This window comes from Nocardia sp. NPDC050713 (genome assembly GCF_040654315.1).
Taxonomy (GTDB): Bacteria; Actinomycetota; Actinomycetes; order Mycobacteriales; family Mycobacteriaceae; genus Nocardia.
This window is the reverse complement of sequence record NZ_JBFAHS010000002.1, coordinates 1-14,402: the sequence shown is the minus strand read 5'-3', so window position 1 is coordinate 14,402 and position 14,402 is coordinate 1. Positions and strand designations below refer to the sequence as shown.

The 14,402-nt window shown below is 68.1% G+C and carries 12 protein-coding genes and 1 pseudogene; 6 read left to right on the top strand and 7 right to left on the bottom strand.

Annotation, left to right across the window (positions count from 1 at the left end; genetic code table 11):
* Window positions 1-394 precede the first annotated feature (394 nt).
* The 3 genes from AB0H49_RS03420 to AB0H49_RS03410 form a co-directional block, all read right to left on the bottom strand.
* Window positions 395-955 (bottom strand): helix-turn-helix domain-containing protein, encoded by a 561-nt coding sequence (locus tag AB0H49_RS03420; protein ID WP_357247910.1) that lies wholly within the window; start codon window positions 953-955, stop codon window positions 395-397.
* Window positions 956-1,052: 97 nt separating this feature from the next.
* The gene (locus AB0H49_RS03415) at window positions 1,053-2,198 is read right to left on the bottom strand and encodes an acyl-CoA dehydrogenase family protein (protein WP_357246659.1); all 1,146 of its coding nucleotides are present in this window, start codon (window positions 2,196-2,198) and stop codon (window positions 1,053-1,055) included.
* Window positions 2,199-2,323: 125 nt separating this feature from the next.
* A complete protein-coding gene (locus AB0H49_RS03410) occupies window positions 2,324-3,010 on the bottom strand; it encodes a TetR/AcrR family transcriptional regulator (RefSeq protein ID WP_357246656.1) in 687 nt (228 codons plus the stop codon).
* Window positions 3,011-3,202: 192 nt separating this feature from the next.
* On the opposite strand from AB0H49_RS03410, the gene AB0H49_RS03405 reads away from it, so the two are divergent.
* Window positions 3,203-4,141, top strand: coding sequence for an alpha/beta fold hydrolase (locus tag AB0H49_RS03405; protein WP_355003607.1), 939 nt, complete (start codon window positions 3,203-3,205; stop codon window positions 4,139-4,141).
* Window positions 4,142-4,148: 7 nt separating this feature from the next.
* Here the strand turns inward: AB0H49_RS03405 and AB0H49_RS03400 are convergent, their stop codons facing one another.
* Window positions 4,149-4,652, bottom strand: coding sequence for a flavin reductase family protein (locus AB0H49_RS03400; protein WP_355003608.1), 504 nt, complete (start codon window positions 4,650-4,652; stop codon window positions 4,149-4,151).
* Between the two features lie 86 nt (window positions 4,653-4,738).
* On the bottom strand, window positions 4,739-5,530 hold the full coding sequence (locus AB0H49_RS03395; RefSeq protein WP_357246652.1) for a PRC and DUF2382 domain-containing protein: 792 nt from the start codon (window positions 5,528-5,530) through the stop codon (window positions 4,739-4,741).
* A 267-nt stretch (window positions 5,531-5,797) separates the two neighbouring features.
* On the opposite strand from AB0H49_RS03395, the gene AB0H49_RS03390 reads away from it, so the two are divergent.
* Window positions 5,798-7,228, top strand: coding sequence for an SDR family NAD(P)-dependent oxidoreductase (locus AB0H49_RS03390; RefSeq protein WP_357246650.1), 1,431 nt, complete (start codon window positions 5,798-5,800; stop codon window positions 7,226-7,228).
* Window positions 7,229-7,300: 72 nt separating this feature from the next.
* Window positions 7,301-8,095, top strand: a complete 795-nt coding sequence (locus AB0H49_RS03385) for a class I SAM-dependent methyltransferase (protein ID WP_357246647.1) — start codon at window positions 7,301-7,303, stop codon at window positions 8,093-8,095.
* Window positions 8,096-8,179: 84 nt separating this feature from the next.
* Here AB0H49_RS03385 and AB0H49_RS03380 read toward each other — a convergent pair whose 3' ends face one another.
* Window positions 8,180-8,953: an alpha/beta fold hydrolase gene (locus AB0H49_RS03380; RefSeq protein WP_355003612.1), complete on the bottom strand. Its 774-nt coding sequence runs from the start codon at window positions 8,951-8,953 to the stop codon at window positions 8,180-8,182.
* Window positions 8,954-8,993: 40 nt separating this feature from the next.
* Between AB0H49_RS03380 and AB0H49_RS03375 the strand changes: the two genes are divergently transcribed.
* The 3 genes from AB0H49_RS03375 to AB0H49_RS03365 all read left to right on the top strand — a co-directional run bounded on the left by AB0H49_RS03375 (window position 8,994) and on the right by AB0H49_RS03365 (window position 13,232).
* Entirely contained in the window at window positions 8,994-10,340 is a 1,347-nt protein-coding gene (locus AB0H49_RS03375; protein ID WP_357246643.1) for a CoA transferase, read from the top strand.
* A 412-nt stretch (window positions 10,341-10,752) separates the two neighbouring features.
* On the top strand, window positions 10,753-11,946 hold the full coding sequence (locus AB0H49_RS03370; RefSeq protein ID WP_357246640.1) for a hypothetical protein: 1,194 nt from the start codon (window positions 10,753-10,755) through the stop codon (window positions 11,944-11,946).
* Window positions 11,943-13,232, top strand: coding sequence for a hypothetical protein (locus AB0H49_RS03365; protein ID WP_357246637.1), 1,290 nt, complete (start codon window positions 11,943-11,945; stop codon window positions 13,230-13,232). Before AB0H49_RS03370 ends, AB0H49_RS03365 begins: the two co-directional genes overlap by 4 nt.
* A 74-nt stretch (window positions 13,233-13,306) precedes the next feature.
* On the opposite strand, the pseudogene AB0H49_RS03360 reads toward AB0H49_RS03365, so the two are convergent.
* A pseudogene (locus AB0H49_RS03360) lies at window positions 13,307-14,150 on the bottom strand (hypothetical protein).
* Window positions 14,151-14,402 lie beyond the last annotated feature (252 nt).

Here is a 14,402-nt window from a genome sequence, read left to right as displayed (position 1 = left end):
ATGCGGTCGCAGGCTGCCGTGCCGCGGCCAGGTGGGCGGGCGCCTGGACGCCGACCATCCGTCCGCCACCGGGAGTGTCGACTCGACGGCCACGCGACCAGATCAGCGCCCCGACAGGCAACGGGCCGGCGCCGGATCATCAGGCATCCGCCCTCCGCGGCACCCAGCGGACGAGTCGAACGTCGCGGATGTCGGCCGCGACGCGAGCGCTCCTTCGATAGTGCGGGAAGGCGTCCAGATCAGCTTACTCCCGGCTACCAAGCCCTTCCGCAGGAATCTCGGAAAGTTTCGAGCGATTTTCTCCTGCCAAATGCCGGATCCAGGACCGAGATTCATGCGGATGGACCCGTATCCGCTGGTTACCGCGCGGAGCCGTGCCGAACCGGCGGGCGGATCAGCGCCGCCGGTCGAACTTGGGCATCGTCTCGGTGACCAGCGTCAGCAGCAGATCGGCGAGCAGTTCGTGCACCTGTTCCCGAGTGAGGTTGCCGCGGGTGATCCACTCCCGGCCCGCGACTTTGACCAGCCCGCCGTACGCCCGCACCATGGCCCGCAGTTCGGCACTGTGCGCCGAACCGGCCAAACCGATCATCACCAGCGTGCGCTCGGCGGCGGCGTCGTCGGCCTCGTCGAGGATCTGCTGCACCTCGGGGTCGTCGCCGACGCCCTCGTGGCTGGTGACCTTCACCCAGGTGCTGCCGTGCTCGCCGATGGTGTCCAGCAGCCAGTGCACGCTGGCGTCGACACGCTCGCGATCGGTCCCCGCGGGCACCGTCATGGCGTCGAGCTTGGGCAGGGTCACCATCCGGCGCACCACCGCCAGATACAGATCCCGCTTGTTGCCGAAGTAGTGGTTGATCAGCCCGCGGGCCACTCCGGCGCGCTGCGCGAGTTCCGCGGTGGACACCGCCGCGTACGGACGTTCGCCGAACATGTCGATCGCGCACGCGAGGATCTGCGCGCGCCGCTCGTCGGGTTCGAGCCTGCGGCGGCGCGGCGACTCGTCGGCGGCGCTCTTCGGCCCCGTCGACGCCGCTCCGCCGCTTCGGGTTTCAGAGAGACCGCGCAATGAGATCCTTCATCACTTCGTTGCTACCCGCCAGGATGCGCAGGACGCGGGCGCCGGTGTAGAGCTGGGAAATCGGATACTCCGTCATATAGCCGTAGCCGCCGAACAGTTGCAGGCAGCGATCGACCACGATACCGAGTTGATCGGTGATCCAGTATTTCGACATGGCAGCGGTCGGGATGTCGAGGTCGCCGCGCAGATGCTTGACGATCGCGTCGTCGAGGAAGGTGCGGCACACCCTGGCCAGCGTCGCGCATTCGGCCAGTTCGAACTTGGTGTTCTGCATCGCGAACAGCGGCTTGCCGAATGCCTCGCGACCCTTGGTGTAGTCGACGGTCAACTCGACCGCCTTCTCCATCATGGCGGTGGCGAGAATGGCGGTGACGAGTCGCTCCTGGGCAAGCAGCCGCATCATCTGGTAAAAGCCCTGACCTTCGGCTTCGCCGAGCAGGTTCGCGGCGGGCACCCGGAGTCCGTCGAAGAACAGCTCGGCCGTGTCCTGGGCCTTGCCGCCGATCTTGTTCAGGATGCGGCCGCGGGTGAAGCCGGGGGTGTCGTCGCCGACCTCGGCGAAGATCAGCGAGACACCCGCCGCGCCCTTCGCGGGGTCCGTCTTCGCGGCGATGATGATGCCGTCGCAGAGCCAGCCGTTGGTGATGAAGATCTTCGAGCCGGTGATGACGTATTCGTCGCCTTCGCGCACCGCGCGCGTCTTGATGTTCTGCAGGTCCGAGCCGGTGCTGGGTTCGGTCATGCCGATGGAGAGCACCATCTCGCCGCTGGCCGCCTTGGGCAGCACCCGCCGCTTGAGTTCCTCGGAACCGAACTCGATGAGGTACGGCGCGATGATCGAGCTGTGCACCGCCATGCCGAGCGAGCCGTCGCCCGCGAAGGCCTGCTCCTCGATGATCGCCGCCTCGTGCGCGAAAGTGCCGCCCCCGCCGCCGTATTCGGTCGGGATGGCGGTGCACAGCAGGCCGAGTTCGCCCGCGCGGTTGTACAGGTTGCGGTCGGGGTGGCCCTGCGCGACGAACTTCTCCTCGTGCGGGACGACTTCCTTCTCGAAGAACGTCCGTGCGAGGTCGCGTACGGCTTCTACCTCGTCGTCACTCCACGCGGCGCGTGCCATGGTTCGATCCTTTGCTCGCCTCGGACCGGCCTCGGCGCCGGTCCGTCGTCATCAGGTTCCAGCACTATTGGCGGCTTGTCAACAAGTGCGGTCACAGGTGCGCTCCGACAGACCGATGGAGGGGTTCAGCGCGCGGACTCCAGCGCGGCGAGCGTGGTGAAGATCGGCGAATCGGGGTCGGCGACGATGCCCTGCCCACGCAGGAATCCGTCGATCAGTCCCCAGACCAATCCGCCGGCCCGGTCGACGAATTCGGCCGTGCTCTCCGGATCGGGGCGGCCGGAATCACCCAGCCACAGATCCGTCACGGCGACGACCGAACCGACGACGGCGCGGGCGAGATAGTCGATTCCGGCGGGATCGATCGGCAGGGACTCGGCGATCTCGCGCGCCTGTCGCGTGAACCGCTCGGCCGCGGCGCGACCGAGATCGAACTGCAGCACCGAGCCGTCGCCGCGCTGGCTCATCTGCGCTCGACCGAGGAATCGGAACACGTTGGGGTGCTCGAGAATACGGTCGGCGTATCCGGTGAGCACGCGGCGCAGTGCGATGCGCGGCGGTTGCAGCACCAGGGTCAGGTCGGTGCCCGCCGCGGCCGCGACGGACTTGCCCATCCGGTCACCGATCTCGGCATAGAGATCGGCCTTGTCGGCGAATCGCCGGTACAGGCGCGGCTTGGTGATGCCCGCCGCCCTGGCGATGGCGTCCATGCTCGGCCGTGGTCCGTCCCGATCGATGACCCGCACGGCGGCGTCGACGATCTCCTCGCGCGTGATCGTCGGCCTCGCGGATCTGTCGTGCGTGCGTCCCACGGCCGCAGCCTACCCGTACCGGCGGTACGCCCACCGGTCGACAGACACGGCGGACCACGAGTCCGTGATCCAGCTCATAGCGTCGACGGCATTGCTTCGACGGCCGCCGTACTGGCAATATCGTGGAACGTACCGCCAGTACGTTCGGGTGCCGCGCGCCCGGCAGTGACGGACAGCGACCGAGGCGAGCCTATGACCGAATCGTTCGACAGGACCGGATCGGGCGGAACCCACCGCCCGCGACGCGAGCGCAGGGTCCGCGGCGCCGACGGCGAGCTCGCGGTCTTCGAGTGGGGTGATCCGCGCGGCGTTCCGCTGATACTGATGCACGGACTCACCGACACCCATCGGGTCTGGCGCGAGGTCGCCGCGCTGCTCGCCGACGACTTCCGGGTCGTCGCCTACGACGCCCGCGGGCACGGCCGGTCCGAAACGCCCTCCGGCCCTGGCGTTTTCCGGCTCGACAAGCTGGCCGACGATCTCTTCGCGGTGCTCGACGCGGTGAGCCCGAACCTGCCCGCGCACGTCTGCGGACACGGGTGGGGTGCGATCCAGGGCTGGGAGGCGATCTGTGATCCGCGCGCCACCACCAGGATCGCCTCGTTCACCGCCATCTCCGGACCCAATCTCGATCACCTCGGCGTCCAGTTGCGCGAGCTGGCTCTCCGGCCGCACCGGATCCAGCGACTGCTGGCCGACCGCAAATTCTGGCGGCACGGCGCGGGCTCGGCGCGCACCGCGGCCGTCCGCGTCACCTATCCGCCACGGATGCGCACCTGGTTGATCGAGCTGCTCGGCGGCATTCCCGCCGCGTACGCGCCGATCGCGCCGACGTGGCGGGCGGATCTGGTCGCGGGCGCGCGCATCGTGCACGCCAACCTGGCGCCCCGCCTGCTGCGGCCGCGTCCCCGGCCGACCCCGGTGCCCGTGCAACTGGTGGTCGACACCACCGACGTGCTGGTGCCGCCGTTCCTCTACTACGGCAGCGCCCGCTGGGTGGACCGACTGTGGCGCTGCTCGATCCCCGCCGACCACTGGCTACCGACCACCGAACCGCTGCTGGTCGCCGAGGCGCTCGGCAATTTCGTCGAAGACCTGACCGCCGCGGACACGAGCCTGCCCCGCGGCTGAGCTCGGCTCAGGCCTCGTGTCCCGGGGAGAGATCGAGGACGGCGGCGAGGCGCAGCGCGGGACGTGCCGAATCGGCGGCGTGTCCCGCGGTCGGTTCCAGGACGACGCCGACGTGATCGCCGAAGTCGTACCTCGCCACGATCCGGCCCGTGAACCAGTGCGTCGCCGCGCTCAGGATCGGCAGCCCGTGCGGACCCTCGGTCCACGCGCAGCGCGCGAATTTGTCCGTGCTGTCTCCTGTTTCGGCGCCGAACAACCGCGCGAGCTCCCGGTCCTGCTCGGTCAGCAGGTGCACCGCGAGGTGTTCGGCGTCCGCGGCGACACGGAAGGTGTGGTTGTTCTCGGACAGCCCGACCACGAATCGCGGCGGGTCGATGCTCAGCTGCGTGCCGAAGCCGACCAGACATCCCGCGCGGGTTCCGCACGCGACCGTGGTGACCACCCAGATCGGATAGTCCGCCGCGGCGAGTACCGCGTCGAAAGCGTCGCGAACCTCCGAGTCGTTCGGCACAGCTGACCTCTCCTTCGATCACGAATCGGCCGCCGGCGCCGCCGAGGGATGTGCTCCGGTCCTCGACGACACCGTAGCGCGGCCGGTCACCACCTATCGGTATCGCGCGGCTCGTCGATGCCTTCGGTCTGGATGCGTTCCCTGCGCACCGTGTCGGACACGGTCCGTTCGTCGTCGACCTCGTGCCGCACCCGTTCCACTGGTACCGAGTCCCTGCGCACGGTGACCTCGTCGCCGAACAGGGTCATCTCGCGCTCGTCGTCGCCGATCTCGCCGCGCGCCGAGGACGGGTCGGCGATGGGCTCGCGCACCAGACGCGCTTCGTCGTGCTTGGTGGGCACAGCTACGGTCTGCTCGTCTTCGACCACGTACTTGCGCACGCGCGCGGTGCCCGCTGCCTCGCGCTCGGTGCCGATGTCCAGCCGCTCCTCGGAACGGATCAGCTCGCCGTCGGTCCGCTCCATGCCGGTGCGCCCGTCGCCGTCGATCGCCCGGTCCGCGGCGGTGGGCTGGTTGCCCATCTGGTTCTCGCCGTAGGGCCTGCCGTAGGTCTTCCACGCCGAGAGAGCCGGGTCGAGGTGGTAGTGGTCGAACAGTTCTCGCTCGCTGCGCTGGCTGATGTTGCCGTCCTCGTCCAGGTACGGCGCGGACTTGACCTCGTCCTTGCCGACCCGCACCTGCAGCGCCGAGCGGTCGCGCCGGTGTTCGGCGCCCGCCAGCGGCACGAGCGAGTCGTGGCCGAACAAGCCCGTGGAGACGGCGATCCAGGTCGGGAAGCCGCTCGCGTTGTCGACGTAGATTTTCTTGACCCTGCCGACCTTGTCGCCGTCACGGTCGTAGACGGTGCTGCCGAGTACTGAATCCAGCAAATGACTCATGGTCTCCTCCTCGATCTTTCCTCCGGACGATCGCGGCGACCAGCCGAGCGAGCGATTAGCAGGACACCGCGGACCTGCATGATCATCAGTTACACAGCGGCAACTACCCGCTCCCTTCCTGCACAAACAGCGGCCGGTCGCGCGTCGGAATCCCGCTCTGCCAGGAGAGACGTGCGCGCTCCGCACGGCCGGACCGCGACCCGACATCGGGGTTTGCGACAATGGTGACTTCGATTGCCCAGCTCACGAAGGACCTCCGCAGACCCGATGGCCGACAGCAGTATCGATCCCGACGAGCTCGCCACCTGTCTTCGGGTACTCGACCAGGCCGGACAGCTGGACAAGGAACACCCCGACTCGATCGCGGTGCAGCGTGCGGTCGGGCACATGTTCAAGAAGCTCAAGCAGCGCCGCCGCGTCGAGGCGCGCGACAAGGTCGCGACCGCGGATCGCGCGGTGGTCGCCGCCACCGCCACCGGCTCGCCGAATCGCATCGATGACGAGACCGCGGGCATCCCGCTGACCTCCACGGCCAAGGGCGCGAGTGCGGGCACCTTGATGCGCGCGCGACCCTGCTACATCTGCAAGCAGCGCTACACCCGCGTCGACGCCTTCTACCACCAGCTGTGCCCGGAGTGCGCCGAGAGCAGTCACGCCAAGCGCGACGCGCGCACCGATCTGTCCGGCCGGCGCGCGCTGCTCACCGGCGGCCGCGCCAAGATCGGCATGTACATCGCGCTGCGGCTGCTGCGCGACGGCGCGCACACCACCATCACCACCCGTTTCCCCAACGACGCCATCCGCCGCTTCGCCGCGATGGACGACAGCGCCGACTGGCTGCACCGGCTGCGCATCGTCGGCATCGACCTGCGCGATCCGGCGCAGGTGGTGGCACTCGCCGACGACGTCGCCGCGCAGGGCCCGCTCGACATCCTGATCAACAACGCGGCACAGACCGTGCGCCGCTCCCCCGGCGCCTACAGCGCGCTGGTGGAGGCCGAGTCCGGTCCGCTGCCCGCTGGCGCGCTGCCCGACGTGGTGAGCTTCGGCAAGACCATGCAGGCGCACCCGACCGCGCTCACCGCCTCGCTGGCGCCCACGCTCACCGCCGCGGACGTCGCCGAACTCGCCTTGGTCGCGGGATCCGCCACCCCGGAACGGATTTCGCGCGGCGTGGCGATCGACGCCGGCGGGCTGGTGCCCGATCTGGCGCACACCAACAGCTGGGTGCAGACCGTCGGCGAGGTCGATCCCACCGAGCTGCTCGAAGTGCAGCTGTGCAATTCGGTGGCGCCGTTCATCCTGGTGTCGCGCCTGCGCCCGGCCATGGCGGCCGCGCCGGCGCGCCGCAAGTACATCGTGAACGTCTCCGCCATGGAGGGTCAGTTCAGCCGCGGGTACAAGGGCCCGGGACATCCGCACACCAACATGGCCAAGGCGGCGCTGAACATGCTGACCCGCACCAGCGCCAAGGAGATGTTCGAATCGGACTCGATCCTGATGACCGCCGTGGACACCGGCTGGATCACCGACGAGCGCCCGCACTACACCAAGATCCGCCTGGCCGAGGAGGGCTTCCACGCCCCGCTCGACCTGGTCGACGGCGCCGCCCGCGTCTACGATCCGATCGTGCGGGGCGAGGACGGCGACGACCTCTACGGCTGCTTCCTCAAGGACTATCAGCCCTCACCGTGGTGAGCCTCCACCGCCGGGCCGGGTCGGGCGCGCAGAATCGCGGGTGACACCGGCTACCACGATCGGAGGGCGCGCATGGCGGATCACGGTGGGTCGCGGCGAGCCGGACTCGGCGCGCTGCTGCGCGACAAGGCGCCGTTCCTACGCTGGTCGACGATCCGTTTCGCGCTCGGCGGACGATCCGTCCTGCGCACCGGGCAGGTCGGCGACGGCCGCGAGGAGGCCGTTCGGCAGCATGTGCTGCACACCGCGACGGCGGGCGACCCGGACAGCGTGCTCGCCGCTTTCGACGACTTCGCGCGCAACCGCAGCATCCTGATGAACGTCGGCGACGAGAAGGGCCTGCTGCTGGACGCCGCGGTCCGGCGGGCGAAGCCGCTGCTCGCGCTCGAGCTCGGCGCCTACTGCGGATACAGCGCGGTGCGGACGGGACGACTGCTGCCACGGAAAGGGCGGCTGGTCTCGGTGGAGGCCAGTGCCGCCAACGCGACGATCGCGACCGAGGTGATCGCGCACGCCGGACTCGACGATCGAGTCGAGGTCGTGGTCGGCAAGATCGCCGACGGCGGCACGACCCTGCGCAGACTCGCCGTCGATCACGGATTCGCTTCGGGGGCGCTCGATTTCGTCTTCCTCGACCACCTGAAGACCGCGTACCTGCCCGACCTGCTCGCGCTGCTCGAGGTGCACTGGTTGCATCCGGGCAGCCTCGTCGTCGCCGACAATGTGAAGATCCCCGGCGCGCCGGACTATCTGCGCTACATGCGCGAGCACGAGGGGCTTTCCTGGCGCACCGTGGAGCATCGCACGCACGTCGAATACCAGTCGCTGCTGCACGATCTCGTCCTCGAGTCGGAATACCTCGGCTGATCGGTTTCCGCTCGGCCCACGCTGGATATCCGTGGCGAAAGCCGAGGTTCTTTCGTTCGCGTAATGCGTTTCAGGACAGACGGTTCAGCGACGGCGTGCGGGATCGTGCAGGTGCCGAGTGACGAATTCCGCCAGCGCGCCGACATGTTGGTCGAAGTAGAAGTGGCCGCCGGGGAAGTTCGCGCGCTCGAACCCGCCCGAGGTGAAGGCTCGCCACTCGTCGACTTGGTCCGGTGTGGTGGTCGGGTCCTCGGTGCTGACCAGTGCGGCGAGATCGCAGGCCAGCGGCGAGCTCTGCCGGTGCGCGTAGGTCTCCACGGCTTGGTAGTCGCTGCGCATCGCGGGCAGCACCAGGTCGGCGAGGCCGCGTTCGGTGCGCAGCAGCGCGATCGGCGCGGGATCGGCCGCGAGACGCTCCAATTCCGCGATGAGCGCCTCGTCGGATTCCAGGTGCAGGCGGCCGGATTCGGCGAAAGACGGTGCGGGGCGGCCCGAGACGAACAGCGCGGTGAGTTCCTGCCCGCCGTCCTCGAGCCTGCGGGCCGTCTCGTAGGCGAGGGTGGCGCCCATACTGTGCCCGAACAGCGCGAGTCCGGACCGCGGACCGTGCGCCAGCAACTCTCCGGCGATCAGATCGGCGAGCGCGTGCAGATCCGGGACCGCCGGCTCGGCGATCCGATCTTGCCGACCCGGATATTGCACGGCCAGTACCGCCACGCCGGAACCGAGTTCGCGGGCCAGGTCACGGTAGGCGGTCGCCGAACCGCCGCCCGGCGGGAAACACACCAGGTAATGGCGCGGCGCCGGGTCGGTGCGCAGGACGCGCAGCCAGTCGGTGGCGGTGATCGTCTCGTCCACGTCGGTCTCCTTCTCCTCCGGTACGGCTAGTCTCGATCTGGTGAACGCGCACGCACGGCTGGTCCACGACTACGAAGCCGGAATCGGAGTCCCCGCTTCCGAGATTACGCACTCCCCCGATCCTGGCAGCAATCTTGCTGCGACACTGCCGGTATGGTCACTGGCCGCGGGATCGGTGGCCGCCGTGGCTGCCGCGGCCAACCGGTTGCGCGACGCGCACGGGCTGGCTCCGATGCCGCACCGGATCGATCCGGAACGGATCACCGCGGCGTTCTCCAGCGACAGCCTGCTGCGCGCGAACGGCCGCCAGGTATCGATGTTCGCCGATCTGTCCGGATTCTTCCCCACCTTCGACGGATGGGTGCGCACCCACGCCAACTACCCGCACCACCGAACCCGCCTGCTCGCCGCCCTCGGCCTACCGGAGGACGCGCCCCTCGATCTCGCGGTCGCCCACATCGCCATGAGCCGCGCCTCCGACATCGAGGACAACGCCGCGGCGGCGGGCGCGATCGCGGTTCAGGTGCGCACCGAGGACGAGTGGGCCGCGAGTCCGCAGGCGCACGCCGCCGCGTCCGGCCCGGTGGTCGCCGTGGAACCGCGGCAGGACCGCGCGGGCGCGCAATTCCGTTCCGACGCCACGCCGTTCCAGCCCTTGCGCGGCGTGCGCGTGCTCGACATGACCCGGGTGATCGCGGGGCCGGTCGCCACCAGGACGCTGGCGCTGCTCGGGGCGGAGGTGCTGCGGGTGGATCCGCCGTGGCTGCCCGAGATCCCGTGGCAGTACGCCGACACCTGCCAGGGCAAGCACTCCGCGCTCGTCGACCTGCGCGCCCAGTCGGCGGTGTTCCACGATCTGCTCGCCTCGGCTGACGTGCTCGTCAGCGGGTATCGTCCGGGCGCGCTCGACTACGCGGGACTCACCACCGCCGTGCGCCCCGGCCTGGTGCACGGCCGGGTCAGCGCGTGGGGCGAGTCCGGTCCCTGGGGCGCGCGCCGCGGCTTCGACAGCATCGTGCAAGCCGCCACCGGCATCTCCATCCTGGAGGGCGCGCCCTCGGTGCCGGGCGCTCTACCCGCGCAGGCCCTCGACCACGCCTCCGGCTACCTGCTCGCCGCGGGCGTGATCGACGCGCTGGCCGCCCGCACCTACGACGGCATCGGCCGCGACGTGCGTGTCTCTTTGGCGCGCACGGCCTCTTGGTTGCTCACCCACCCGGCCCGCACCCTCCAGCACGGCCCGGCCACGGCCCCCAACCCCGACCTGACCGTGCGCCACGGCGGTCTCGTAACGGCCGCTCCCGCCCTGGCGGAGTACCCCGACTACGCCTGGCCCGCACCGCAATTCGGAGCCGGAGCCCCCGCTTGGCCGGTGCGCACCCGGTAGGGGCGCTGCGTCCTTCGCGCGGAGGGTGCCAGGAACGGATTTCGACCGAATGCGGAGAGCACGATGGCCACCGCCTGGGCTCCGATGGCAGACGGGTCACGGCGGCCTCGTCGGGCGCGGCGATCATCGCACCGCTGAGGCTTTCGTATGCGAAGGCCCCGCGGCGGGATAACAAGACGAACAGCGGGTAGTGGCGATACTGCGAGCGACGACCGTCGCGAGTTCGGGTCGTCGCGACCGCTGTTCGACGTCTCAGCCAAACGCCGCAGGCTCCTTTGCAGCCGTCAGATCCTCGACCGTGGTACCCGCCCGGTGGTGCACTCGAGGTGGGTCGCAACACCATTCAGGCCGACCTGATGTGTTCGCTCGGAACCGCCATTTCCTGTCGGGGATTGTCGCTAGTGTCATGCGCATGGACGCGGTGCAGGTGCAGAAGAAGCTCGAGCTCTCACCCGATGAGGATTTCATCCTCACGGCATGGCAGTACCGAATGATGCAGCGCGACATCGCCGCATCGAAGGGCAAGCACCTTGCCTCCAAGCGCGAAATCCGCAACTCCTTTCGCGACAACGCGGTTGCGGCTATCGTGCAGCGCAACCTGGACGACTGGTCCCCCGCTATTGCTGGGGCTGTTCACCAGATCGCTGCGGATGGCGAGTCTCCGAATCTCGAGGCACTCGAATCCGCTGGGCCAGAGATCTCCTCGGTCGTGGCGAGAAGGTCACGAGCTCTGCTTCTGCTCATCGACCTCTACGGCTTCGAGCCGTGGGTAGAGGGCAAGTGGGAGAAGGCCGTCCGCGCCGAGGTTCTCACCGCCGTTCATGGGTCGATGGATCAACTACATCCCGAAGACCTCCATGCTGTGGAAACCGCATACAAGGACGCGATCAAGAAGCTGTCGAAGGCGAGCAACTGGAGCAAGTACGCGCTCCTCGCCGGGGCTGGCCTCGGACTCGGCGTCCTGACCGGCGGCCTTGCCGCACCAGCAATTGCCGGAGCGTACGGAGCGCTTGTTCTCGGTTATTCGGGCGCGGTTGCTACTTCTGCAGGCCTGGCCGCGATCGGCGGCGGTTCCATCGCTGCCGGTGGACTCGGCATGGCCGGTGGTGCTGCCCTCATCACCGGCTTCAGCGGCGCAGTAGGAGCCGGGGCGGCCACGCTTGCGGGCAAGGCTGCCGGGCTCACGGCAGCTCGCATCGCAGCCGACGCCATCCGACTCCACGTCGTGACTCAGCTTGTGCTCCGCGATGTCGACGGCAACGAAGAGGCAGCAAAGGCCGTCATTGTGAGCCTCCGCGAGCGTGTCACCAACCTTGGCAAGACCGTCGCGACTCTCGCCGAGCGAATCGAAAACCTTCGTGCGCAGCTCGAGACCAAGCAGGCAGAGCTGAACGCGGAGCGGGATCAACGCCTGGCGGCCGAAGATCGCGTCGCACGCTTCCGGGTCGTGGCCGACCGGCTCAAGGAGCGTGTCACGGGACCCGAGAATGACGAACTTCAAGCCTTGCTTACTGAACTCGAGGTACTCGAGGGCGAGAAGAAGACCGTCGAGACCCTTGCCCAGGGGGTCTCCGTCCTCGCAGACGACCTCGAGGACGCAGCGTGAGCACCGCCGGGGGCAACTCCAGCGACTGGATCTCGCCGATCGATGACGACTACGTTGGCAACTTGGACGCACTCGCACGCGACCTCGACGACATCGAAATGATCGCCGCATCAGCGCTTTCGGATAAGCCGATCGACCGTGCGGTGACCAAGCGCATCGCGAGCACTCCGACAGACCTCACCTATTCCGTACTCACAGCCCATCATCAGGAGCGTCGGGAAGTCGAGGGATGGGGCGAGCCCGAAATAGCCGATATCCTCGACCCGATCGCGCTCGAGCAGCTCGATGGATGGCGGGCAGCCCAACGGCTTCCCTGGGAATGTAGCGACCTGGTGGTCGTCGGCCTCTCTGGGCTCATCGGCGCACTCGGAAACCTGTACGACGACCACGTCGACGCTGCAGTGCTCAGTGGCCTGTCCTTGTTGAAGAAGACCGATCTACTGCGCCGGTGGGAGAGACAAACCGCCCGACTCCCCATCGATTACACCGGCCCGAAATTCGGCGGCCCGGCACATCGCGTCCGGTCCGCCGGCCACGACATCGGCCGGTTCTTCGCCGCCCTCAATCAGATCCGTACCGGAACCTTCGAAGGCACATGGTGGGACGACGGACAGCGGATGGTCGAACAAGTTGCAACAACTCGCTCCGGTCTGCCCTTCGCGCAAGCGCCCGAGCGGCATCTCGCAGTCGCGCTTCTGTTGAAGCACTGGGCCGCCGACTTCGTCACCCCGATGAACCTTCCACTGCCGGGATGGACACTTCTCTGCGAGATGCCGAACCCCGTCCTGCGGAAATTCGCCAATGACGCTTACGCCGGCGCGAACTCCGGCGACGGGCTGAATCTCCGCTCCGGAATGCTGACACCTGGTCTAGGAATGCTCGCGACCGAAGTCGTCATCCGAACCCACACCTACCTCGGGGCCTACCGTTCCACGGGCACTTCAAGCCTGGCGACCTCGACAGCGGCCAAACACACAGAGATGCTGCTCGCCGCGCACGCCGCAGCCGGCGCGATCAGCTTGTCGAAGACCGCCGCCGCGGCAATTGCTGGTGAAACCGCAGTCGCTGCTCGACATCTCAACATTCCTGTTCTCATGCGGATCGGCATGCTCGCGCTGAAAGTCCGCTCCGATGCCGCGGCCCGTGCAGAAGCCGGAGCACCATCGTGGCAACAGCTCCTTGCTGACGAAGCGGCGACTTGGACCCTGCCCGACGCGGTCACCATCGCGGACCTGTTGACGAACTCGGTTGGCCCATCATCCGCCGACGAAGCGGTAGGTGGATGACACGGCCCGATTCCGGCAATATCTTGATCATCGCAGAGATACTGGGTACCTACCCTCTCGCTCCGTTGCGCTGCTCACCGGGTGATGGCCGACGTATCGGCATCTCTCGATGACGACCGCAACACCCTGGCCTCGCGCAAGAACCTCCGCAGCGCCAGGACCTGGGATAGCACACAGGCACGATCGAACTGGCTCGAACAAACCCTCGCCGATCGGTTGCAGTGAATCATCGACCTATCTGGCGAGCGGCGGTTTCGTAGCCGGCGGACCCACAATCGGGCCCAGTCAGCCGCACCGCACCCGATGGCAACGCCGACTCGGCCAATCGACCCCGATCGAGTTCGAGGCAAGTAATTAGCCCGCGCTCGCGGCCTGAAACACCCACACCCGCGAGTCGTTCGCGGACGTTGTGGTCGGCCCACCAGCGCCGGAATTGCGGGTTCTTGACCCAGTTCGCCGACGAGTTCGGCCAGCAGCGGGTCGTCCGGGTGGCGGCCGGCGTCCAAGCGCAGGACCGAGACGTTGTCCCCAGCGACCTCTTCCCAATCGAGGTGCAGCGCGGTCGGACTCGTCGAGGAAGGTGTAGCGCAGCAGGTTTCGGTCCCGAGGCGGGAGCGCCTCGAAGTCGGTGATCAGCGCCCGGGCGAGACGGTTTGCGGCAAGGATGTCCATGCGGCGGCCGAAGACGAAGGCAGGCATCACGTCGTCGAGCGTCTCGAGGATGCGGCGGATCCCGGGACGGACCCGCTGCACTCGCGTTGGAGTCCGGCGCCGGGCGCGCCGCGGATTCGCCCGGGCGATCTGGAACAGATAGGAGCGCTCGACCTCATCCAGGCGCAGGGCGCGGGCCACGGCGTCGAGGACCTCGTCGGAGACGTTGATATTGTGTCCTCGCTCGAGGCGGCTGTAATAGTCCACGCTGACCCCGGCCAGGTGTGCGCACTACATACTCCATGTCGCCTGAGCAGCGCGAACAACAGCTCAGAATTCCTCTCTCAGTTCCACCACCAACCGGGTCGGCCGATTCAGTCAGCGCCCAGGAGGCATTTCGAGTGCCAGACAGGCTGTCCGATTGGGGACTGTCGGAACAACGGCGGATCTTGATCTCGGTCCGATCGGCCGAACCTGATGGTTCGGCAGGAAGGACCGACGAATGTCGGAGACACTGGC